The 22,730-nt window shown below is 62.8% G+C and carries 22 protein-coding genes; 6 read left to right on the top strand and 16 right to left on the bottom strand.

The features are described from left to right. Positions 1 to 33: 33 nt before the first annotated feature. A complete protein-coding gene (locus AC04SF_RS17540; protein ID WP_202351689.1) occupies positions 34 to 1,035 on the bottom strand; it encodes a 2-hydroxyacid dehydrogenase in 1,002 nt (333 codons plus the stop codon). A gap of 148 nt (positions 1,036 to 1,183) precedes the next feature. Between AC04SF_RS17540 and AC04SF_RS17535 the strand changes: the two genes are divergently transcribed. Continuing rightward, on the top strand, positions 1,184 to 1,744 hold the full coding sequence (locus AC04SF_RS17535; RefSeq protein ID WP_488478857.1) for an SH3 domain-containing protein: 561 nt from the start codon (positions 1,184 to 1,186) through the stop codon (positions 1,742 to 1,744). On the opposite strand, the gene AC04SF_RS17530 is transcribed toward AC04SF_RS17535, so the two are convergent. Together AC04SF_RS17530 and irrA are read right to left on the bottom strand one after the other, a co-directional pair. Continuing rightward, positions 1,734 to 2,114: a DUF4260 domain-containing protein gene (locus AC04SF_RS17530; protein ID WP_488478856.1), complete on the bottom strand. Its 381-nt coding sequence runs from the start codon at positions 2,112 to 2,114 to the stop codon at positions 1,734 to 1,736. The two genes, AC04SF_RS17535 and AC04SF_RS17530, sit on opposite strands and share 11 nt — an antisense overlap. A 64-nt stretch (positions 2,115 to 2,178) precedes the next feature. Then, entirely contained in the window at positions 2,179 to 2,610 is a 432-nt protein-coding gene (gene irrA, locus AC04SF_RS17525; protein WP_096453333.1) for an iron response transcriptional regulator IrrA, read from the bottom strand. Between the two features lie 242 nt (positions 2,611 to 2,852). Here irrA and fabA point away from each other — a divergent pair, with 242 nt between their 5' ends. The 4 genes from fabA (at position 2,853) to AC04SF_RS17505 (ending at position 7,184) form a co-directional block, all read left to right on the top strand. Further along, positions 2,853 to 3,368 carry a 3-hydroxyacyl-[acyl-carrier-protein] dehydratase FabA gene (gene fabA / locus AC04SF_RS17520; RefSeq protein WP_010913332.1) on the top strand — a complete coding sequence of 172 codons (516 nt, stop codon included), beginning with the start codon at positions 2,853 to 2,855 and terminating at the stop codon, positions 3,366 to 3,368. Between the two features lie 49 nt (positions 3,369 to 3,417). Continuing rightward, a complete protein-coding gene (fabB, locus tag AC04SF_RS17515; RefSeq protein WP_488478855.1) occupies positions 3,418 to 4,638 on the top strand; it encodes a beta-ketoacyl-ACP synthase I in 1,221 nt (406 codons plus the stop codon). 32 nt (positions 4,639 to 4,670) lie between these two features. Further along, a complete protein-coding gene (gene fabI, locus AC04SF_RS17510) occupies positions 4,671 to 5,474 on the top strand; it encodes an enoyl-ACP reductase FabI (RefSeq protein ID WP_095198374.1) in 804 nt (267 codons plus the stop codon). A gap of 165 nt (positions 5,475 to 5,639) precedes the next feature. Beyond that, entirely contained in the window at positions 5,640 to 7,184 is a 1,545-nt protein-coding gene (locus AC04SF_RS17505; protein ID WP_488478854.1) for a putative bifunctional diguanylate cyclase/phosphodiesterase, read from the top strand. A gap of 4 nt (positions 7,185 to 7,188) precedes the next feature. On the opposite strand, the gene AC04SF_RS17500 is transcribed toward AC04SF_RS17505, so the two are convergent. The 10 genes from AC04SF_RS17500 to rimP all read right to left on the bottom strand — a co-directional run bounded on the left by AC04SF_RS17500 (position 7,189) and on the right by rimP (position 19,639). Next, positions 7,189 to 8,199 (bottom strand): class I SAM-dependent methyltransferase, encoded by a 1,011-nt coding sequence (locus AC04SF_RS17500; protein WP_488478853.1) that lies wholly within the window; start codon positions 8,197 to 8,199, stop codon positions 7,189 to 7,191. A gap of 70 nt (positions 8,200 to 8,269) precedes the next feature. Further along, complete coding sequence (pnp, locus tag AC04SF_RS17495) at positions 8,270 to 10,417, bottom strand: polyribonucleotide nucleotidyltransferase (RefSeq protein ID WP_488478852.1); 2,148 nt, start codon at positions 10,415 to 10,417, stop codon at positions 8,270 to 8,272. 407 nt (positions 10,418 to 10,824) lie between these two features. After that, positions 10,825 to 11,199, bottom strand: a complete 375-nt coding sequence (rpsO, locus tag AC04SF_RS17490; protein WP_269465810.1) for a 30S ribosomal protein S15 — start codon at positions 11,197 to 11,199, stop codon at positions 10,825 to 10,827. Positions 11,200 to 11,277: 78 nt separating this feature from the next. Beyond that, entirely contained in the window at positions 11,278 to 12,372 is a 1,095-nt protein-coding gene (corA, locus tag AC04SF_RS17485; RefSeq protein WP_488478851.1) for a magnesium/cobalt transporter CorA, read from the bottom strand. 101 nt (positions 12,373 to 12,473) lie between these two features. After that, on the bottom strand, positions 12,474 to 13,451 hold the full coding sequence (gene truB / locus AC04SF_RS17480; protein WP_488478850.1) for a tRNA pseudouridine(55) synthase TruB: 978 nt from the start codon (positions 13,449 to 13,451) through the stop codon (positions 12,474 to 12,476). Then, entirely contained in the window at positions 13,451 to 13,906 is a 456-nt protein-coding gene (gene rbfA / locus AC04SF_RS17475; protein ID WP_202356333.1) for a 30S ribosome-binding factor RbfA, read from the bottom strand. The genes truB and rbfA overlap by 1 nt, the downstream gene beginning before the upstream one ends. A gap of 172 nt (positions 13,907 to 14,078) precedes the next feature. Next, the gene (gene infB, locus AC04SF_RS17470; protein ID WP_202351695.1) at positions 14,079 to 16,661 is read right to left on the bottom strand and encodes a translation initiation factor IF-2; all 2,583 of its coding nucleotides are present in this window, start codon (positions 16,659 to 16,661) and stop codon (positions 14,079 to 14,081) included. After that, complete coding sequence (locus tag AC04SF_RS17465) at positions 16,658 to 17,308, bottom strand: RNA-binding protein (protein ID WP_096458470.1); 651 nt, start codon at positions 17,306 to 17,308, stop codon at positions 16,658 to 16,660. The genes infB and AC04SF_RS17465 overlap by 4 nt, the downstream gene beginning before the upstream one ends. 38 nt (positions 17,309 to 17,346) lie before the next feature. Further along, the gene (gene nusA, locus AC04SF_RS17460) at positions 17,347 to 18,942 is read right to left on the bottom strand and encodes a transcription termination factor NusA (RefSeq protein ID WP_284275020.1); all 1,596 of its coding nucleotides are present in this window, start codon (positions 18,940 to 18,942) and stop codon (positions 17,347 to 17,349) included. A gap of 49 nt (positions 18,943 to 18,991) precedes the next feature. Then, entirely contained in the window at positions 18,992 to 19,639 is a 648-nt protein-coding gene (gene rimP, locus AC04SF_RS17455; RefSeq protein ID WP_488478849.1) for a ribosome maturation factor RimP, read from the bottom strand. 285 nt (positions 19,640 to 19,924) lie between these two features. Here rimP and AC04SF_RS17450 point away from each other — a divergent pair, with 285 nt between their 5' ends. Then, complete coding sequence (locus AC04SF_RS17450; protein ID WP_096453312.1) at positions 19,925 to 20,089, top strand: hypothetical protein; 165 nt, start codon at positions 19,925 to 19,927, stop codon at positions 20,087 to 20,089. 43 nt (positions 20,090 to 20,132) lie between these two features. Here the strand turns inward: AC04SF_RS17450 and trmB are convergent, their stop codons facing one another. The 3 genes from trmB to AC04SF_RS17435 all read right to left on the bottom strand — a co-directional run bounded on the left by trmB (position 20,133) and on the right by AC04SF_RS17435 (position 22,710). Beyond that, positions 20,133 to 20,834 carry a tRNA (guanine(46)-N(7))-methyltransferase TrmB gene (gene trmB, locus AC04SF_RS17445; protein ID WP_488478930.1) on the bottom strand — a complete coding sequence of 234 codons (702 nt, stop codon included), beginning with the start codon at positions 20,832 to 20,834 and terminating at the stop codon, positions 20,133 to 20,135. Positions 20,835 to 20,856: 22 nt separating this feature from the next. Continuing rightward, complete coding sequence (gene metK, locus AC04SF_RS17440; protein ID WP_095198385.1) at positions 20,857 to 22,122, bottom strand: methionine adenosyltransferase; 1,266 nt, start codon at positions 22,120 to 22,122, stop codon at positions 20,857 to 20,859. 168 nt (positions 22,123 to 22,290) lie between these two features. Next, on the bottom strand, positions 22,291 to 22,710 hold the full coding sequence (locus tag AC04SF_RS17435; RefSeq protein ID WP_027032979.1) for a helix-turn-helix domain-containing protein: 420 nt from the start codon (positions 22,708 to 22,710) through the stop codon (positions 22,291 to 22,293). Between the last annotated feature and the right edge of the window lie 20 nt (positions 22,711 to 22,730).

Here is a 22,730-nt window from a genome sequence, read left to right as displayed (position 1 = left end):
TACTTACTTAAAGGACGATGAGCGCCGATAACATCACGTTCTGAGCGGTAACACACGATCCGGGGGACGGTGACCGTCAACGAAGGCCCGGATGTTGATGATGACCTTCTCGCCCATATCGATGCGGCCCTCGAGCGTCGCCGAGCCCATATGCGGCAAAAGCACGACCTTGTTTCTGGCGGCGAGCTTGAGCAGCTTGGCATTGAGCGCCGGCTCATGCTCGTAGACGTCGAGGCCGGCGCCGGCGAGCTTGCCGTCCTGGACCAGCTTGACCAGCGCATCCTCGTCGATGATGTCGCCGCGCGCGGTGTTGACGATGTAGGCCGTGGGCTGCAGCAGCGCCAACCGCCGCGCCGACAGGAGATGAAAGGTCGCCGGCGTCGACGGACAATTGACCGAGATGATGTCCATGCGGGCCAGCATCTGGTCAAGGCTCTCCCAATAGGTCGCCTCCAGTTCGTCCTCGACCGCCGGCAATACGCGGTGGCGGTTGTGGTAGTGGATGGAAAGGCCGAAGGCCTTGGCCCGCCTGGCAACGGCAGTGCCGATACGGCCCATGCCGACAATGCCGAGCCGCTTGCCCCAGATGCGCCGGCCGAGCATCCAGGTCGGCGACCAGCCGGCCCATTTCTTGTCGCCGGTCAGCACATTGGCGCCTTCCGCCAGGCGTCGCGGCACCGCGAGCATCAGCGCCATGGTCATGTCGGCAGTGTCTTCGGTCAGCACATTGGGCGTGTTGGTGACGGTGATGCCTTTCTTGGCCGCCGCCGTCACGTCGATCTTGTCGACACCGTTGCCGAAATTGGCGATCAGCTTGAGGTTGTCGCCGGCCTGGGCGATCAGCGCCGCGTCGATGTGATCGGTGACCGTCGGCACAAGCACGTCGGCTTCCTTGACCGCCGCAACCAGTTCCGGCTGCGTCATCGGCCGGTCCTCGACATTCAGCCTGGCGTCGAACAGCTCACGCATGCGGGTCTCGACCGGGTCGGGCAGCTTTCGCGTGATGACCACGAGAGGCTTCTTTTTGCCTGCCATTGTTTCCCTCGTTGAGACCTCTTTAACCAAGACCGGCGAAACTGAAAGCCGGTCGCGGTAGCCGATTTACCCATGTAACAAGCGGTGCCGCCGAAGACAAAGAAAAAGGGGCGCCGAGGCCGAGAGGCAAGCGCCGAAAGGAACGAAAGTGTCTGGTTTCGCGTCGCTTCGCCTGGCCCTCAGCGCAGCATTGCTCGGCGCTCTCCTCTATTCCCCGCTTGCCGTGGCGCAGAGCGCGGCCGCACCCGCCCAGAGCGCCGTCACGCTCGGGCCGAGCGGCCTGCCGCTGCCGCGATTCGTCAGCCTGAAGTCCGGCCGCGTCAATTCTCGCGTCGGCCCCGGCGCCAACTACTCGGTCGACTGGATGTATCTGAAGGCCGGCCTGCCGATGGAGATCATCCAGGAATTCGATACCTGGCGTCGCGTGCGCGATGCCGACGGTTCCGAGGGCTGGATCAACCAGTCGCTGCTGTCGGGCCGGCGCACCGCAATCATCGCGCCCTGGCAGCGCGGCAAGGGCGCCCAGATCAATCTTATGAAAAGTCCCGACAAGGACGCCCGTGTGGTGGCGATCGTCGAGCCCGGCGTCATGGGCGCGATCAAGTCCTGCGATGGCCAGTGGTGCGAAATGACGCTTGACGGCCACACCGGCTGGCTCGCCCAAGCGGCGGTCTGGGGCGCCTATCCAGGCGAGCGGGTCAAGGACTGAGGTCGTTCCGCTTGCGCCCGATACGGCCAAGGTGGGTGTCCTGAAAACCGGTTGACAGTTTCAGGCCGTAACCTAGCGCACGATCGATGGCGATGTGGGCGATCCAGATCAGTGCGACCGCGATCGCGACCGCATGATTGGACAGGTAGCCGACGAGCAGCAGCAGCACCGGTACGATGAGGATGTGCAAGGCATTGTAGGCTATGGCGCCGATGCGCGGTCCGCCGAGATAGCCGAACATCGACAGGTCCGGCGCCAGGATGAGCACTGCAAAGAGCCACCAGGAAACGCCCGACGAAGCGTAGAAGACGACCGCGACCGCGGCCACGGCAGCCCATTCGAACCGGATGATCAGGTCGAGAGGCTTCATCCCTGACCGATTATTCGGGCCTGACCGATCATTCTGGCGTGGCCGATTGGGCTGGTCTGGCCGGTCATTCCTGGCGCTTGGCGCGCAGCCTTACCACGATATCGACATTGGCGATCTCCATGCCTTCGGGAGGCTCCGGCAGGTTGGAGACGGTCACCGGGCCGCTTTCGATATCGAAAATCCGGTTTTCGCCTTCGATGTAGAAATGGTGGTGGTCGGAGGTGTTGGTGTCGAAATAGGTCTTGGCGCCCTCGACGGCGAGGATGCGCAGCAGTCCCGCCTGGGTGAACTGGTGGAGCGCGTTGTAGACGGTGGCCAGCGATACCGGCACCCCGGCGGCAAGCGCCTCCTCATGCAGTTCCTCGGCTGAGAGATGACGGTCGCCCTTGGCGAAAAGCAGGTCGGCCAGCGCGATACGCTGCCGCGTCGGCCTCAGGCCGGCTTCACGTACCCGCTTGTCCACAGCGACATTTTCCTTCCGGCAGCCCCGGTCCATCTGGTCTTCCAAGCTCGCAGTCCCGCTTCAAGACACGCCCAGAATGGCAAAAAAATGAACGTCTGCCGAAACCGGACCCCTGTTGACATATATTCTGTCGTCCGAAAGCGATCAATAGCGCGCATTGACCCGGGCAGACTTGCGGGTTAAGCGCAAACGCCGGTTTCCGGCCTGAAACAGATTGTGTTAGGACACCAACGACAAGGGCGCGCTACCGCCCGGACGATATGGGGACGAGATTGATGGCGGGTAAATCCAGCTACGACTACGAAGAATTGCTGGCCTGCGCCCGCGGCGAGCTGTTCGGAGAGGGCAATGCCCAGCTGCCCTACCCGCCGATGCTGATGTTCGACCGTATCACCGAGATCAGCGAGACCGGCGGCGCTTTCGACAAGGGCTTCATCCGTGCGGAATTCGACATCAAGCCGGACCTGTGGTTCTTTGCCTGCCATTTCATCGGCAATCCGATCATGCCAGGATGCCTCGGCCTCGACGCCTTGTGGCAGTTGACGGGATTCTATCTCGGCTGGCTCGGCGAGCCCGGCAAGGGAATGGCGCTGTCGACCGGCGAGGTCAAGTTCAAGGGCATGGTCACACCATCGGTCAAGAAGGTCGAGTATGGCGTGGATTTCAAGCGCGTGATGCGCGGCCGGTTGGTTCTGGGCATCGCTGATGGCTGGATGAAGGCGGATGGCGAGCCCATATATGCGGCGACGGACCTGAAGGTCGGTCTGTCCAAGCAGTCGGCGGTCGCTTGACCGCAGCCTTGGCCTGCCCATTGGCCAGCATCCCTGGAAGGAGTTGCGAATGAGACGTGTCGTAGTCACAGGCCTCGGCATCGTGTCGTCGATCGGCAATAATGCCAACGAGGTGCAGACCTCGCTGCATGACGCCAGATCCGGCATCAGCTTTTCCGATTCCTTCGCCGAGCATGGCTTCCGGTGCCAGGTCTGGGGCGCACCGACGCTCGACCCCTCCGCCATGATCGACCGCCGTGCGATGCGCTTCCTGAGCCAAGGCGCGGCCTGGAACCACGTCGCCATGGACCAGGCGATCGCCGACGCCGGCCTCGGCGAAAGCGACATCACCAATGAACGCACCGGCATCGTCATGGGCTCGGGCGGCCCCTCCACCCGCACCATCGTCGAGGCGGCCGAAACGACGCTGAAGAACGGCAGCCCCAAGCGTATCGGCCCCTTCGCCGTGCCAAAGGCGATGTCGTCGACGGCCTCAGCGACTTTGGCCACCTGGTTCAAGATCCACGGTGTCAACTACTCGATCTCGTCGGCCTGCTCGACCTCGGCGCATTGCATCGGCAATGGCTACGAGCTGATCCAGTGGGGCAAGCAGGATATCGTCTTTGCCGGCGGTCACGAGGATCTCGACTGGACGATGTCGGACCTGTTCGATGCCATGGGCGCCATGTCGTCGAAGTACAATGACCAGGCATCGGCGGCTTCGCGCGCCTATGACGCCAATCGCGACGGCTTCGTCATCGCCGGCGGCGCCGGTGTTCTGGTGCTGGAAGAACTGGAGCATGCCAAGGCGCGCGGCGCCAAGATCTACGCCGAGATCGTCGGCTACGGCGCGACCTCGGACGGCTACGACATGGTGGCGCCCTCCGGCGAAGGCGCGGTCCGCTGCATGCGCCAGGCGCTGGCGACAGTGACCACGCCGGTCGACTACATCAACACCCATGGCACCTCGACACCGGTAGGTGATTCCAAGGAAATGGGCGCCATCCGCGAAGTGTTCGGCGAAAAAATGCCGTTCATCACCTCGACCAAATCACTGACCGGCCATTCGCTGGGCGCGGCCGGCGTGCAGGAATCGATCTATTCGATCCTGATGATGCAAGGCGGCTTCATCGGCGAAAGCGCCCATATCGAGACACTCGACCCTGAATTCGAGGGCATGCCGATCGTGCGCAAGCGCATCGACAACGCCAAGATCGACACCGTTTTGTCGAATTCCTTCGGTTTCGGTGGCACCAACGCGACGCTCGTTTTCCAGCGCTACTCCGCATAAGGCCAGCGTTTTTTCTAAAGGGATTGCCAGCCATGGACGGACTGATGAAGGGCAAGCGCGGGCTTGTCATGGGTGTTGCCAACGATCATTCGATCGCCTGGGGCATCGCGCAGAAATTGTCCGAACATGGCGCGGAGCTCGCCTTCACCTACCAGGGCGAGGCCTTCGGCCGGCGGGTCAAGCCGCTCGCCGACAGACTGGGCGCTTCGCTGGTCGTTCCCTGCGATGTCGAGGACAGCGCTTCGGTCGCCGCCACGTTCGAGACGCTTGGCAAGGAATGGGGCGGACTGGACTTCGTCGTCCATGCCATCGGCTTTTCCGACAAGAATGAGTTGAAGGGCCTTTACGCCGACACCAGCCGGGACAATTTCGTCCGCACCATGGTGATCTCCTGCTACTCCTTCACGGAAGTGGCCCGCAACGCCGCGCCGCTGATGACGCAGGGCGGCTCGATGATCACGCTGACCTATGCCGGTTCAGTCCGCGTCATGCCGAACTACAATGTCATGGGCGTCGCCAAGGCCGGCCTCGAGGCCAGCGTGCGCTACCTTGCCAACGACTACGGTCCGCGCGGCATCCGGGTGAACGGCATCTCGGCGGGGCCAGTACGCACGCTCGCCGGCGCCGGCATTTCGGACGCCCGCCACATGTTTTCCTACCAGCAGCGCAACTCGCCGCTGCGCCGTACAGTGACCATCGACGAAGTCGGCGGCTCGGCGCTTTATTTGCTGTCCGACCTCGCCTCCGGCGTCACCGGTGAAATCCACTATGTCGATTCCGGCTATCACATCGTCTCGATGCCGACGCTCGATGAGTTGAAGCAGACGGATGGTTAACCAGCCCGCAAACGGATCAAGGCGACACGCTTTGGGCAACCGTTTCGGAGAAATGGTGCTTTTCCAGTAACGAAATAATTCTTCTCCAGTAAAATTGGATGCATTCGCGGAAACTCATTTTAAGAGGATTTCCGCTATAGAGTCCCGCAATCTGGGGACCTTTGAATGTCTGCCGTTAGCAACCCGAAGCGAACACCGGTGTTCCGACTGCTCACGATAGCAAGTTCGGGCATTGGCAGTTTCGTGCTCGGCATCTGGGGCCTGAAGCACGGTCTCGGCGACGGGTTTGCCGGCATTTCGGTGGATATGATGGTCGCGATCATGGCCGCGCTTTGCGCGCTGGCGGCTTCGGTGGCGGCAATGTCCTTCTTCGCCGGTATCGATGAATCGGCGGATTACGTGTTCAACGAAACCCATTTCGACAAGCTGACCGGACTGTTGGCGCGCCCTGCGATGGTCGGCAAGATCGCCGAGGCGGCATGCGCGACAAGCCGGACCGGGGAACCGGTGTTCCTGATCGACATCGACATCGACCGGTTCAAGCAGATCAACGACGCGATCGGCTATAGCCAGGGCGATGAGTTGATCCGCGCCTTCACCAAGCGGCTGCAAGAGAGTGTGCCCGCACGCGCCGTGATCGGACGTATCGGCGCCGGCGAGTTCGCGGTGCTGCTTGCGGATCATCAGATCCAAGGAACGATGGAAAGCATGGTCGAAAGGCTCATCGACGAGATGATGGAGCCCTATGAACTCAGCAGCCATCAGCAATCGGTGAGCCTGTCGGTGGGGATTGTCGCCATGCCCAAGGATGGCGTCGATCCGGTCCTTATCCTGCGCCGTTCCAATCTGGCGCTGCAGAATGCGCGCGCCAGCGGCGTCGGCAACTGGTCGGTATTCGACAGCGAGATGGGGCGTGTCGCCGATTATCGCCAATGGGTCGAATCCGAATTGCACACCGCTTTCGAACGCGGAGACTTCGACCTCCACTATCAGCCGCAGCTCGACCTGCCGACCGGCCGTATCATCGGCTATGAAGCGCTGATCCGCTGGAACCATCCCGAACGCGGCATGATCCCGCCGATGGAGTTCATCCAGATCGCCGAGGAAACCGGGATGATCAACCCGATCGGCGAATGGGTTCTGCGCAAGGCCTGCAACGACGCCCGCCATTTGCCGGACGACTGCTTTGTCGCCGTCAACATCTCGCCGGTCCAGTTCATGACCAAGGACTTCGTCGGCATCGTGCGCGACACGATGCGGGCCACCGGCATCAAGCCGTCGCGGCTGGAGCTGGAAGTCACCGAAACGGCGATGATGCAGGACCGCGACCGCGCGGCCGCCATCCTGAAGGAGCTTGCCGACATGGGCATCTCCGTTGCCGTCGATGATTTCGGCACCGGCTATTCGAACCTCAGCTATCTGATCGATTTCTCGTTCGGCAAGCTGAAGATCGATCGTTCCTTCGTCAGCCGCATCGATACGGATGCCAGCTCCGGCGCCGTCGTCTCGACCATTGTCGGACTTTCGCGCGCACTCGGCGTCAGCATCATCGCCGAAGGCGTCGAAACCGAGAACCAGGCGACACTCTTGCGGGCCGCCGGCTGCGAAGTGGTGCAGGGCTACCTGTTCGGCCGGCCGGCGCCACTCAAGATCAGGCTTGGCGACGAGCACGCCGGCGAGGACGTGCGGCGCGTCGCCAACCTGCATTGAGCAATCAGCGACGAGCGGAAAACACCTTGAACATGCCGTCGCGGGCGAGTTCCGCGTGGCTGGCAAAGGCGGCCGACAGCACGGGCTCATAGGGAAGCTGGCGGTTGGCGACCATGAACAGCCTGCCACCGGGCTTCAACGCCTTGGCTGCCGCGCGGATCATGCCGGCACCGATCTCGGGCTCGGCCGCGCGACTGCGGTGAAAGGGTGGATTCATGGCGATGACGTCGTAGCGCCGCTCGACAGGCTCAGCGAGCAGATCCGTCCAAAAGAAGCCTTGCGCCACGGTGTTGCCGAGGTTGCCCTTGGCGGCCTCCAAAGCATCGAAATCGGCCTCGTAGAGATCAAGGCCTGACAGGCCCGAGGAACGGGCAGCCATCTCAGCCGCCACATAGCCCCAGCCGGCGCAGAAATCAGCTGCGCTGCCGCGCAGATCACCAGGCAAGTTGTCGGCCAGAAGCTTCGAACCGGTGTCAATGCGGTCGAAGGAAAACATGCCGGGTGCGGTGTGAAACCGGCCCTCTACCCGTTGCGCTGGGTTGGCGGCGCGAAGTGCCGCGGCAGCCTGCACATCCGCCGGGCGGCGCAGCCAGAAGGCGATGCCGTGATATTTCGGCATATGGCCGTCAAGCGGCACAAGCTCGTCGACGCGCTTGCGCAGGCTGGCAACGCCATCGTCCTTGCCACCGGCGATGACGACCAGTCCGCCCGGTGCCACCCGCTCGAGGGCCTCGGCAATACGCAGCTCGTTCTGGCCGCGATGACGGCCAGCGAGCACCAGCGCGGCATCAAAACCGTCACCCTCGGTTGTCGGCGTGACCGTGAAACCTGCCGCCTGCAAAGCGCGGAAATGTGGCCGGAAGCCTTGTACGAGATTTAGCCCGGCCTCGAAACCGTGCGGCGGGCGCAGGCCCGGCTCGGCCCCTAGAAAAAGAACGCGCTCACTCTTGCGCGGCAAAGCAAGCGCCTCGGCCTCGAACGGGTGGAAGAGCGTCTTCAGCGCTTCAGCGGACATTCCCTCTACCTTCCAAACGAAAGCGGGCGCGACATCAGCCGCGCCCGCTCCGATTTTTCTGTCAGACCGATCAGGCGGCGTCTTCTTCGCCTTCGGCCTTCTTCTCGCGCACGATTTCCTTGCCGGTGGCCTGGTCGACGACCTTCATCGACAGGCGGACCTTGCCGCGCTCGTCGAAGCCCATCAGCTTGACCCAGACCTTGTCGCCTTCCTTGACGACGTCGGAGGTCTTGGCAACGCGCTCATTGGCGAGCTGCGAGATGTGGACGAGACCGTCACGCGGGCCGAAGAAGTTGACGAAAGCGCCGAAGTCGGCGGTCTTGACGACCGTGCCTTCGTAGATTTCGCCGACTTCCGGCTCGGCAACGATGGTGTGGATCCACTTCTTCGCCGCCTCGATCTCCTTGGCGTTCGAGGAAGCGATCTTGACCGTGCCGTCGTCCTCGATGTTGATCTTGGCGCCGGTCTTCTCGACGATCTCGCGGATAACCTTGCCGCCCGAACCGATGACGTCGCGGATCTTGTCGGTCGGGATGTGCATGACCTCGATGCGCGGCGCGAACTCGCCGAGTTCGGGGCGGGCGCCGGTCAGGGCATGCGCCATTTCGCCGAGGATATGCTGGCGGCCGTCCTTGGCCTGGTCCAGCGCGATCTTCATGATCTCCTCGGTGATGCCCTCGATCTTGATGTCCATCTGCAGCGAGGTGATGCCGTTGGCGGTGCCAGCGACCTTGAAGTCCATGTCGCCGAGGTGATCTTCGTCACCCAGGATGTCGGAGAGCACCGCGAAGCGCTCGCCTTCCTTGATCAGGCCCATGGCGATGCCGGCAACGGGCTTCGCCAGCGGAACGCCGGCATCCATCAGCGCCAGCGAGGTGCCGCAGACGGTGGCCATCGAGGACGAACCGTTGGACTCGGTGATCTCCGAGACGACGCGCAGCGTGTAGGGGAACTGGTCAGCGCTCGGCAGCATCGGACGAATGGCGCGCCAGGCGAGCTTGCCGTGGCCGATTTCGCGGCGGCCCGGCGAACCCATGCGGCCGGTCTCACCGACGGAGTAGGGAGGGAAGTTGTAGTGAAGGAGGAACTTCTCCTTGTACATGCCGGTCAGCGAATCGACATACTGCTCGTCTTCGCCGGTGCCGAGCGTGGCAACGACCAGCGCCTGGGTCTCGCCGCGGGTGAACAGCGCCGAACCGTGGGTGCGCGGCAGGACGCCGACTTCGGAGACGATCTTGCGGACCGTCTTGAGGTCACGGCCATCAATGCGCGAGCCGGTGTCGAGGATGTTCCAGCGCACGACCTTGGCCTGGAGTTCCTTGAACACCGAACCGATCTGCTCGGAGGTATACTTGGCGTCTTCGCCTTCGGCCGGAGCATAGGCTGCCTTGACCTTCGCCTTGACGGCGTCGACGGCGGCATAGCGCTGCTGCTTGTCGGTGATCTTGTAAGCCTCACGAAGCTCGTCGCCGACGATCTTCAGCATCTCTGCTTCAAGCGCGGAATAGTCCGGCGCGGTGAAGTCGCGTGGCTCCTTGGCGGCAACTTCGGCCAGCTTGATGATGGCGTCGATGACCGGCTGGAAGCCCCTGTGGCCGAACATGACGGCACCGAGCATCAGCTCTTCGCCAAGTTCCTTGGCTTCCGACTCAACCATCAGCACGGCGTCGGCGGTGCCGGCGACGACGAGGTCGAGCTTGGATTCCTGCATCTCGTCGATGTGCGGGTTGAGAACGTATTCGCCGTTGATGTAACCGACGCGGGCGCCGCCGACCGGGCCCATGAAGGGAACGCCCGACAGCGTCAGAGCGGCCGAGGTGGCAACGATCGACAGGATGTCCGGATCATTTTCCAGATCATGCTGGACAACAGTGACGACGATCTGGGTATCGTTCTTGTAGCCGTCGGCGAAGAGCGGACGGATCGGGCGGTCGATGAGGCGCGAAACCAGCGTTTCCTTTTCGCTCGGACGGCCTTCGCGCTTGAAGTAGCCGCCCGGGATCTTGCCGGCGGCATAGGTCTTTTCCTGGTAGTTGACGGTCAGCGGAAAGAAATCGAGGCCGGGCTTGGGCTCCTTCATCGAAACGACGGTGGCCAGAACCTTGGTCTCGCCGTAGGTGGCGAGCACGGCGCCGTCAGCCTGACGCGCGATCTTGCCGGTTTCGAGGATGAGCGGGCGACCGCCCCATTCGATTTCCACTTTGTGCTGATTGAACATGTCTTGTCCTTTATATGAGGAAGGGCCGCGCCGTTTCAGCGTGCGCGGGTGCCCTTTCCTCTGGCTTCCTTTCTCGGGCAGCCACGGGCAAGACAACGGGAGGCTCGGGTTTCATCGGCACGGTGGCCATACGAGCGTCCTGCAATCCTGCCCCATGACCGTCCATGGGTGGCTTCGAGTGGCCCTCTGCGCGCTCGAAGCCGGATATGGCCAATCGATCGATCGGCCTGCGCATGACCCCGAAACCTACGGCTTGCGGAACGCGTCATGCGCAAATTCACTTGTTGGAGCGTCCGTCCGGCATCCGGATGGGTGCGGCGCTCCAGTCCTGCATTCGAGATCGGATTGGTCCGGTGGCTCAAATGCGCGACCGGCGGACTCCTTGAGAGAGCCCGCCGGTCAATTCGTCAACGGCGCAGACCGAGCTTCTCGATCAGTGTCTGATAGCGCGCGTCGTCCTTGCGCTTGAGATAATCAAGCAGGCTGCGGCGCTGGGACACGAGAGCGAGCAGACCACGGCGGGAATGGTTATCCTTCTTGTGGTCCTTGAAATGGTCGGTCAGGTTCTTGATGCGCTCGGAAAGGATGGCCACCTGGACTTCCGGAGACCCGGTATCGCCCTTGGCGGTCGCGAATTCACCCATCAATTCCTTTTTGCGCTCGGCAGTAATCGACATCGTGTTTTTCCTTATCTGTTTGAGGAAACGGGTCGCCCTCAGCCGGGATGTCGTCCAGCAGGGGCCGGTGCAAGCAAAGCGTCGTGGCGCTATGCTGCGGCGCATATAGTGCAATTCCCGGGAAAACACCAGCCCAATTCACGAAGCCGGCTTTTCAGCCCGAAATGGCCAGTTTTACCGCTGTTAAAGCCATTTCTTCCATTTGAAGAAGACAATCAAGCCGATCGCGACAACGGCCATGAACAGGAGCGAAGCGGGATAACCGTAGTAGGCCCGCAGCTCCGGCATGTTCCATGGCGAGGCGTCGGGACTGAAATTCATGCCCCAGACGCCGACCAGGAAGGTGAGCGGCATGAAGATGACCGAGACGATGGTGAGATAGCTGATGACGTCGTTGGTGCGCGCCTGGCTCAGCGACAGATGCATCTCGATCAGGCCGGTCAGCATGTCTCGCTGGGTCTCGACCAGTTCGATCAGCCTCAGCGTGTGGTCAAGTGTGTCATTGAGGAAGATTTTGGTCTCGGCCTTCACATAGGGCACATCGTTGCGGATCAGCGTCGCCACGGCATCGCGCATCGGCCACAGCACGCCCTTCAGCACATTGGCGTCGCGCCGCAATTCGTGCAGTTGCCGCATCTGATGCTTGTGTGTTGAATGCAGCATCTCATCTTCGATAGCGTCGACCAGGTCGCCAGCCGCCTCGATCGGCGGAAAATAGCTGTCGACGATGGCGTCGATCAGCGCGTAGGCGAGATAGTCGGCGCCGCGGGCCCGCAACCGGTTGGGCGCGGAACTCTCGATACGCTTGCGTACGGGATCGAAGGGATCGCCCTCGCGTTCCTGGAAAGTGACGACGAAATTCTTGCCGAAGAACACAGCGATCTGCTCGTAGCGATGGGCCGTGACGTCGTCGATCATGCGCACAACGACGAAGGCGTGGTCCTCGAAGAAATCGACCTTCGGCCGCTGGCCGGTGTTGACGACATCCTCCAGGGCCAGCGGATGCAGGCTGAAGATCCGGCCGATCTCTTCGATCAGCTGGATATTGGCGAGCCCGGTGCAGTCCAGCCAGACGACCGGCCAATGGTCGCAATGGGTATTGAGATCATCGATGCTGGCATTGTCGATGGTCTTGAATTTTTCGGGCGAAATCAGTGTCAGCCTGAGCTCGCTGCGCCGCGCCGCCGGATCGGCGATCAGCGTGCCCGGCGAGGCGCCGACCGGCGGCCGCCGCGTCTTCACCGGCGCCCGCTTTTTCACCGCATCGGCCTTTGCCATGTGCCCCTCGAGTGTAGCGTCCAGCTGAAATTAGAGCCTTATTTTCTCGCAATTCCGAACGGAAAAACCGTTTCACACTTTTCCTGGAATTGCTTTAGCCGTCACCCGGCAAAGACCCGCTTGGGCTTGAACATGCCTTGTTCGATCGCGCCGATGGCAACCAGTTTGCCGCGGGCCGTCGCACAGGCTTCCTCTGCCTCGACAGGCGCATCGCGGCCACGAATGATAACCGGATTGCCGAGGCGGATCTTCGTCGCCGCATCGTCGCTGATGGCGACCTGCGGCAGGCAGTCGAGAGCCGCTGACGTATCGACCAGAAGCGCGTCGATCGCGCCGAAGTCCACCGGCACGTCAATCGCATCAGCATCGTCGGCAGGCTCGGGTTTATCCTCGCCTTGCGTGCCGAAGCGGGCCGCTTCCAATTCGGCGATGGTGACGAAATCCTCAGGCGTGAACGGCTCGACCTCGACCCGACGCAATTCGCTGATATGGCCGAAGCAGCCGAGGTCGCGGCCCATGTCGCGGGCCAGCGAGCGCACATAGGTGCCCTTGCCGCATTCGATTTCGAAAACGGTGTGGTCGGCGTGGTGCTCGATGACATCCAAACGCCCGATCTCGATCTCGCGCGCGGGAATGTCGACCGTCTCGCCTTCGCGGGCGAGGTCATAGGCGCGTTCACCTGCAATCTTGATGGCCGAGAATTGCGGCGGCGTCTGCATGATGACGCCGGTGTATTTCGGCAGCAGCGCCTTGACCTCGGCTTCCACCGGACGCAGGTCGGAACTCTTGGTCACCGGCCCTTCGAGATCATCGGTGGAACGCTCCTGCCCCCAAGCGACGGTGAAGCGATAGATCTTGGCGCCATCCTGCACATAGGGCACGGTCTTGGTCGCTTCACCGAGCGCGATCGGCAGCATGCCGGAAGCCAGCGGATCGAGCGTGCCGGCATGGCCGGCCTTTTCCGCCTGGAACAGCCATTTGATCTTGGACACGGCCTCGGTCGAGCCCATGCCCACCGGCTTGTCCAGCACCACCCAGCCGGAGACCGGCCGGCCCTTCTTCTTGCCGCGGCGCCCCATTATTCGCTGTCCTTGTCGTCTTTGGCCCTGTCGTCTTTGGCCCCGTCATCCTTGGTCTTGTCGTCGTCCGCATCGAGATCGCGCGCCACTTCGGGCGACTTCAGGAGATCGTTGATCCTGGCGAAATTGTCGAAGGACGTGTCGAGCTTGAAGCGGAACTCCGGCATGAACTTCATCTGCCGCAGAGCGCCGGAGACCCGGCCCCTGACGAATTTCGCATGCTTGTTCAGCGCCTCGACAACCGCATCCGTGTCCTTTGCGCCGAGCGGCGAGACGAAAGCGGTGGCAACCCTCAGGTCGGGCGACATGCGCACTTCCGAGACCGAAACCACGGTGTTCTCGATCAGCGGATCGATGATCTCGCCGCGCTGCAAGGTTTCGGAGAGCGCGTGGCGCACCTGTTCGGCAACGCGCAGCATGCGCTGGGACGGGCTGGATGTGGTTGGACGGGGCATTTTTCTCAATCCTGAAGCGTGAGGCGCGGGATGGGACCGTGCCGCATGTCTCATATGTCAACGCATCGGCCCGAAATCGAATTCGGTTTCGAAAAGCACGATGCGTAGTTTCACAATAAACTCCAGGCGGCGGTCGTCAGACCACCGCCTGGAATGGACAAGTCACTCGAACTCAGAGTGTCCGGGTCACCATCTCGACGCGGAAGCACTCGATGATGTCGCCGACGCGCATGTCCTCGTAGTTCTGGAAGGCCATGCCGCACTCCTGGCCGCCGGGGACTTCCGAAACCTCGTCCTTGAAGCGCTTCAACGTCTTCAGCGTGCCTTCGTGAATGACGACGTTGTCGCGGATCAGGCGCACGCCCGCACCACGCTCGACCTTGCCTTCGGTGACACGGCAGCCGGCGATCTTGCCGACCTTGGTGATGTCGAAGATCTCGAGGATCTCGGCATTGCCGATGAAGGTCTCGCGACGCTCCGGCGACAGCAGGCCCGACAAAGCCGCCTTCACGTCATCCACGAGGTTGTAGATGATCGAGTAGTAGCGGATTTCGATGCCCGCGGCCGCGGCCGCGGCACGTGCCTGCACGTTTGCACGGACGTTGAAACCTATGATTGCCGCACCAGAGGTTTCCGCCAGCGAGACGTCGCTTTCGGTGATGGCGCCGGCGCCGGCATGGACGATACGCGCACGCACCTCGTCGGTGCCGAGCTTGTCCAGCGCGGCGTTGATCGCCTCGATCGAACCCTGCACGTCGCCCTTGATGACCAGCGGGAATTCCTTCAGCCCGCTCGTCTGCAACTGCGACATCATCTGTTCGAGCGAGCCGCGCTGGCCGGCATGCTTGGCCACCGCCTTCTCGCGCGCCAGACGCTGGCGATATTCGGTGATCTCGCGGGCGCGGGCCTCGTTGTTGACCACGGCGAAGCGGTCGCCAGCCTGCGGCGTGCCCTGAAGGCCGAGCACCTCGACCGGCATTGCCGGCGGCGCTTCCTTGATCTGCTCGCCGCGATCGTTGACCAGAGCGCGCACGCGGCCCCATTCGTTGCCGGCGACGAGGATGTCGCCCGGCATCAGCGTGCCGGTCTGCACCAGCACGGTGGCGACGGGACCACGGCCCTTGTCGAGCTGCGCCTCGATGACGACGCCTTCGGCGGTACGGTCCGGATTGGCCTTCAGGTCGAGGATTTCGGCCTGCAGCAGGATCGCCTCGAGCAGCTTGTCGAGATTGGTGCCCTTGGTCGCCGACACTTCGACGTCCAGCACTTCACCGCCCATCGATTCGACGAAGACCTCATGGCGCAGCAGTTCGGAGCGCACCTTCTGCGGATCGGCGTCGTGCTTGTCGATCTTGTTGATAGCCACGATGATCGGAACGCCGGCCGCCTTGGCATGGCTGATCGATTCGATCGTCTGCGGCATGACGCTGTCATCAGCCGCCACCACCAGGATGGCGATGTCGGTGGCCTGGGCGCCGCGAGCACGCATCGCCGTGAAGGCGGCGTGGCCGGGCGTGTCGATGAAGGTGATCTTCTGACCGTTCTTCTCGACCTGATAGGCGCCGATATGCTGGGTGATGCCGCCGGCCTCGCCGGAGACGACATTGGCATTGCGGATGGCATCGAGCAGCGAGGTCTTGCCGTGGTCGACGTGACCCATGATCGTCACCACCGGCGGACGCGACACGAGGTCTTCCGGACGATCGGCGATGTTAAACAGGCCTTCCTCGATGTCGGACTCGGCGACGCGTCGGACCGTGTGGCCGAATTCGGTGGCGACCAGTTCGGCCGTGTCGGCGTCGATGACGTCGCCCGGCTTCAGGATCTGGCCCTGCTTCATGAAGAACTTGACCACATCGACCGCACGTTCGGACATGCGCTGCGCCAGTTCCTGGATGGTGATGGTCTCGGGCAGGATCACTTCGCGCATGACTTTCTCGCGCGGCTCATTATGCATCGCGCGCTTGAACTTCTCCTGGCGGCGACGCATCGACGACAGCGAACGGGCCCGCGCATCCTCATCGGACAGCGCGGAATTCAACGTCAGCTTGCCACGGCGACGATCTTCCTCGCCCTTGGTCGGCTTGGCCGGGCGCGCCACTTCGGGCGTGACCAGGCGGCGTACCGGTGCACCGGCGCCCGTCCGCTTCGGCTTGGCCTCTTCCTCTTCGTCCGCGGTTGCCAGCTCGGCGGCCAGCGGCGCGCGGCGGCGTGCCTCTTCCTCGGCGCGACGGCGCGATTCGGCTTCGGTCTGCAACCGCGCCTCTTCCTCGGCCTGGCGGCGCGCGGATTCTTCGCGCTCACGCTTGCGGCGCTCTTCGTCCTCGGCCCGGCGCTTGGCCTCTTCGGCGGCGCGCTGACGGTCTTCGACCTCGCGGACCTTCGAGCCCTCGAGCGCCCTGCGGCGCGCTTCCATTTCGCTGCGCGACAGCTCGTTCAGCACCATGCCGCTGCGCTCGACCTGAGGCGGCGCGGGAGGCGGAGGCGGCGCCTTGGGCGCTTCCTGCACGACAGGTGCCGCGGCAACCGGCGGCTTCGGCGTGAAGACGGGCACAGGGGCAGCGGCAACCGGCTCCGGCTTATCGCCGGGCAGGGAGAATTTGCGCTTCTTGGTCTCGACCACGACCGACTTGGTACGGCCATGCGAGAAGTTCTGGCGCACGGTGCCCTGTTCCATGCCGGGGCGCTTCAGCGTCAAGGTCTTCTTCGGTGTAACACTCAACGTCTTGTCGTCGCCCGATTTCGTATCGCTCATTCCATATCCTCTGCGGGCTCATCTTCGTCAGCAACGGCCGCAAGCATTGCCAGATCGTCCGGGGTACCGCCCCGATATCGGTCGAGCGCAACCATGCGCTTCTGGACCGCCTTACCCGCGTCTCCCGCGAGGACGGCAGCATGTATCACATTTGTGCCCCCCAATGCCAAGCTCAACTCGGCCTCGGAGAAAAGTTTGTAGGCAAGGATGGAAGGGCCGCCAATATGGACGGTCGCCCGCCGCGCCTGGCTGATCTTGCGCACGCCATCGTCCGACGCTTCGGTTGCGTGGAGCACGAAAAGCGCCAGCCCGCCGCGCACGGCACTCTCAACCTTGGTGGCACCAAGAGAAATTGCACCTGCCTTGCGGGCGAGGCCCAGCATGCCCAGAGCGGATCTGGAAAGCAGCCCATCGACCATGCCGCCAAGATCGGGCGGCACGATCACCTGTGCCTTGAAGGCGCGGGCAAAAAGGTTCTTGGCCGCCGCCTTGTCGATATGTAGGCGGTCAGCGCTCACCCAGCAACCGCGGCCGGGCAGATTTCTCTTGAGATCGGGAACGACGGCCGAATCCGGGCCGACGACGAACCGGATCAGTTCATCCGGTTCGGCCTGCTTGCGGGTAACGATGCAGGTGCGATCGTTCATCTCGTCCAAGGGCGGGTTGTGTGCGATGCGGTTTCACCTCACGCACCAACGGCTTCGTCAGCCGATGCTTCTTCGGCCGCAAGCTCGTCTTCGGAAATCCAGCCGGCCTTGAGACGGGCATTGAGCACCATCTGCTCGGCGTCGGCGCGCGAAACACCGTGATTGGCCAGCACGCCCGGATAGACCTTGGTCTCGCCGTCCTTGCGTTCCTTCCAGCCGGTCAGGTCGTCGGCCGCATAGCCGGCGAAATCCTCGATCGTCTTCACGCCATCCTCGCCGAGCGTCACCATCATGGCGGTGGTGATGCCGGGGATTTCGCGCAGCTCGTCCTTGACGCCCAGCGCCTTGCGCTTGTCGTCATGCTCGGCCTCGATCTTTTCGAGGTATTCGCGGGCACGGGTCTGGATTTCCGAAGCGGTATCGTCGTCGAAACCGTCGATCGAGGCGATTTCACCGGCGTCGACATAGGCGACTTCCTCGACGCTGGTGAAGCCTTCGGAGGCCAGCACCTGGCCGACCATCTCGTCGACATCGAGGGCTTCCATGAACAGCGCCGAGCGCTCGACGAATTCCTTCTGGCGGCGCTCGGATTCCTCGGCCTCGGTCAGGATGTCGATATCCCAGCCGGTGAGCTGCGAGGCGAGACGCACGTTCTGGCCGCGGCGGCCGATGGCCAGCGACAGCTGATCGTCGGGAACCACCACTTCGATGCGCTCGGCGTCCTCGTCGAGCACGACCTTGGCGACTTCCGCCGGCTGCAGCGCATTGACGATGAAGGAGGCCGCCGAGGGCGACCACGGAATGATGTCGATCTTCTCGCCCTGCAGTTCGCCGACGACGGCCTGGACGCGGCTGCCGCGCATACCGACGCAGGCGCCGACCGGATCGATCGAGGAATCGCGCGAGATGACGGCGATCTTGGCGCGCGAACCGGGGTCGCGGGCAACCGACTTGATCTCGATGATGCCGTCATAGATTTCCGGCACTTCCATGGTGAAGAGCTTGGCCATGAACTGCGGATGGGTGCGCGACAGGAAAATCTGCGGGCCGCGCTGCTCGCGGCGCACGTCGTAGACATAGGCGCGGACGCGGTCGCCATATTTGTAGTTTTCGCGCGGAATCAGCTCGTCGCGGCGGATGATGGCCTCGCCACGGCCGAGATCGACGATGACATTGCCATATTCGACACGCTTGACGGTGCCGTTGACGATCTCGCCGATGCGGTCCTTGTACTCGTCATACTGCCGGTCGCGCTCGGCCTCGCGCACCTTCTGCACGATGACCTGCTTGGCCGACTGCGCGGCGATGCGACCGAAATCCATCGGCGGCAGCTGTTCGGCGATGAAGTCGCCGAGCTGGGCGTCGGGATTGCGCTCGCGGGCCGAGGAAATGGCGATCTGCGTGGCGTAGTCGTCGACCTTTTCGACCACTTCCATCAGCCGCTGCAGCTTCATCTCGCCGGTGTTCGGGTTGATGTCGGCGCGGATGTTGGTCTCCTGGCCATAACGCGAGCGCGCCGCCTTCTGAATCGCGTCGGCCATGGCGGCGATGACGATCGACTTGTCGATCGACTTTTCACGCGCGACCGCGTCGGCAATCTGCAGCAGTTCAAGTCTGTTGGCGCTTACAACCATGTTTTTTCTCCCGAGCCTGTTTGCCGGACCTTTGCGCCCGGCAGCTCAATCAACTTTCCTGTTCGTGTTCTTCCTTGGCGTCAGCTTCCGCACCCTCGGGCACGTCGTCATCCGGTTCGCCGCGGCGTTTCTTGGCTTCCTTGCGCGCCCTGTTGTCCTTCGACAACGCGTCGCGGATGAGGTCGTCAGTCAGGATCAGCCGGGTTTCGGCAATGGCGTCGTAAGGCACGCGCACTGTCGGCTCCTCGCCATAGGCCGCCTTGTCGCGCTCGATCAGCACGTCGTTCTCGCCGGCCTCGGCGATCTTGCCCTTGAAGCGCTTGCGATCCGCGACGATGACCGACGTTTCCATCTTCACCAGATGACCGGTCCAGGTCACGAAATCCGATTTGCGCACCAACGGCCGGTCGATGCCAGGCGAAGAGACTTCGAGATGATAGGCCTTTTCGATCGGATCATCGACATCGAGCGCCGGCGACACCGCGCGGCTGACCTCTTCGCAATCCTCGACGGTCATTGTGCCGTCCTCGCGTTCGGCCATTATCTGCAGCGTCAGCCCGTTCTGGCCGGACAGATGCACCCGCACGAGGCGAAAGCCGATGCCGCGCAGCACCGGCTGAACGATCAGCGCAATGCGCGCATCGATGCCGCTTTCGCGGATGATGCGGTCGTCACCTTCGCTTGCCGTTGCAGTCATCAAGTACCTGTCGTTTCGAACCTATCGGCAGGTAATAAAAAAGAGCGGGACCGGGTGGACCCACTCTTCGTCATACCGACCAAGAATTTGAGGCTGATATAAACCAACATGGCCGGTGTTTCAAGCCCGCCGTACCGGTTCGGCAAAAGGCCTGACGGCGCAGCATTGCTCCAGGCGCATGGCCACCATGCGCCGATCCCCCTGTGAGAGCCGGCGGGGCGCTCTTATTTGTTAGCCACGACACGAACAGAAGCGGCGCGCGGTGGCGCGCGAAAGGACAAGATCATGAGCAACCGCAGACTATTTTCCGCCCTGGGCGATCTCTTCACCGCATTTGGCAGCGCGGTCGCCGCGTCACGCGCCGTGGAAGCCGGCCGCAAGCCGCGCGCCGACGATTTGCGCAAGCTCGGCATGGATCCGGCCATCTTCAACAGAATCGGCCGTTTCTGAAAATCTGGCGAGCAGCCTCGAGGCCGCCTATTTCCTGATACGCCTATTTCCTGATAAAGGTCAGATAGGCTGGCCGCCGGCCCTCGCGAATGGCCTTCGCCTCGTAACGCGTGCCCGGCCAGCCCTCATAGGGGCGGTGCCAGTCGGCAGCTTCAGCTGCCTGCCATGCGAAGGCGCCATGCGTCCGGCAATGCAGCAAGGTCCAGTTCACATAGGTGTCGATATCGGACGCGAAGCGGAATTTTGAGCCCGGTTTCAGGACGCGCGCGAAACGGTCGAGATTGACGGGGCTGACGAAACGCCGCTTCCAGTGCTTCTTCTTCGGCCAGGGATCGGGATAGAGAAGATCGAGACCATCGAGCGAGGCCGGCGGCAGCCAGTCGAGCAGCCGGGTGGCGTCGTCATCATGGACCCTGAGATTGGCCAGCGGCCTCGCCCGCACCGCCATCATCATCTTGGCCATGCCGTTGACGAAGGGCTCGACGCCAATGAAGCCGGTTGTCGGCGCCTCGATGGCGCGGTGCAGAAGATGTTCGCCGCCGCCAAAGCCGATTTCGAGCCGGACAGTCGAAACTTCAGTCTCAAACAAAGTGCGCAGATCCGACGGCGCCTCAGCCGCCAGATCGAGCCGGTAGGCGCCAAGCCCGCTTTCCAGGGCCGCCGCCTGCTGCGGGCGAACCGGCTTGCCGCGCCGACGACCGAAGAAAGCTTCGGTCGCACGGCTTGGCCTGTCTTGCGGGCTCATCTGGTGGCAGGTCTGTCGCGGCTCAGGCCGCGACAGCATCCTTGAGCGCCTTGGCGAGATCGGTCTTTTCCCAGGAGAAAGACCCGTCACGGCCTGCCTTGCGGCCGAAATGGCCGTAAGACGACGTCTTGGCGTAGATCGGCTTGTTGAGGTCGAGATGACGGCGAATGCCCGACGGCGACAAGTCCATCACCGTGCGGAGCGCATCCTCGAGCTTCGCTTCGTCGACCTTGCCGGTGCCGTGCAGGTCGACATAGACTGACAGAGGCTGTGCGACGCCGATGGCGTAGGAAAGCTGGATGGTGCAGCGGTCGGCAAGCTTCGCCGCCACGACATTCTTGGCCAGATAGCGCGCCGCGTAAGCCGCTGAACGGTCGACCTTGGTGGTGTCCTTGCCGGAGAAGGCGCCGCCGCCATGCGGTGCCGCGCCACCATAGGTGTCGACGATGATCTTGCGGCCGGTGAGGCCGGCGTCACCGTCCGGACCGCCGATGACGAACTTGCCGGTCGGGTTGATGTACCACATGCAATCGTCGGCGATCTTGAGATCACCAAGTGCCTCCCGGATGTAGGGTTCCACGACCTTGCGGACCTTCTTGGAGTCCCAGGTCGCGTCGAGATGCTGCGTCGACAGCACGATCTGCGTTGCCTCGGCGGCCTTGCCGTCGATGTAGCGGACCGTGACCTGGCTCTTGGCGTCAGGGCCGAGCTTGCCGGCCTCGCCGTTGTTTTCGTGACGGGCGGCGGCCAGAAGTTCGAGGATCTTGTGGCTGTAGTAGATCGGCGCCGGCATCAGATCCGGCGTCTCGCGGCAGGCGTAGCCGAACATGATGCCCTGGTCGCCTGCACCTTCCTCGCCCTGTCGGTCGGCGGCGTTGTCGACGCCCTGGCCGATGTCGGGCGACTGGCCGTGCAGGAGAACCTCGATCTTGGCCGTCTTCCAGTGGAAGCCGGCCTGCTCGTAGCCGATCTCGCGGATCGCCTTGCGGGCGACGGATTTGAATTTTGCCGGGTTCACGACCGGGTGGCCCGCGGCATCCTTGAGGATGTTGCCGGCCTTGTCCTTCTTCAGCAGCGTCTCGGGGACGCGCACTTCGCCGGCAATGACGACACGGTTGGTGGTCGCCAGCGTCTCGCAGGCGACACGGACTTTCCACGGGTCCATGCCGGTCTTCTTGGCTTCACGGTAGACCAGATCGACAATCTCGTCGGAGATCCGGTCACAGACTTTGTCGGGATGGCCCTCGGCAACGGATTCCGAGGTAAAGAAGTAGTTCTGCCGCGTCACGGGTGTCCCCTCTTGAAAAACGATCGGCAGGCTGCCGATTTTGGCGCGCCACGTGTTAGCGGGGCAAAGCGCCGCTCGTCAAGCGTTGCCGCCATTCTGGCACGACTGTCGATGTCGATATCTTGTGCTACCGGCGGCGACTGCCGCCGGTTGGCAGCGCCTTGTCGGTCAGTCGAGATCGTCGGCAGCGAGCGACTTCACCAGGTCGATGATCCTGCGGCGCACCTTGACGTCGGCGATCTTGACGAAGGCCCGGTTGAGCTGAAGGCCTTCGGGACTGCCGCAGAATTCGACGGCGAAAGCCATCGATGCATCCTCGGAAAAGCCCCGGCCAGCCACGGCTTCCTGGCCCGGCGCATCCTCGAAGAAGAAAGCGACAGGCACGCCGAGTATGGAGGCTATCGCCTGCAGCCGGCTGGCGCCGACGCGGTTGGTGCCTTTTTCATATTTCTGGATCTGTTGAAATGTGATGCCGAGATTTTCGCCCAGCTTTTCCTGGCTCATTCCGAGCATGTTGCGGCGAAGCCGGACGCGGCTTCCAACGTGGATGTCGATCGGATTCGGTTTCTTCTTGTTTTCTTCTGTCATTTTTTCCTCGCCGAATTTTT

Source organism: Mesorhizobium sp. CNPSo 4671, from assembly GCF_057784245.1.
This window is presented reverse-complemented; position numbering and strand designations above follow the sequence as displayed.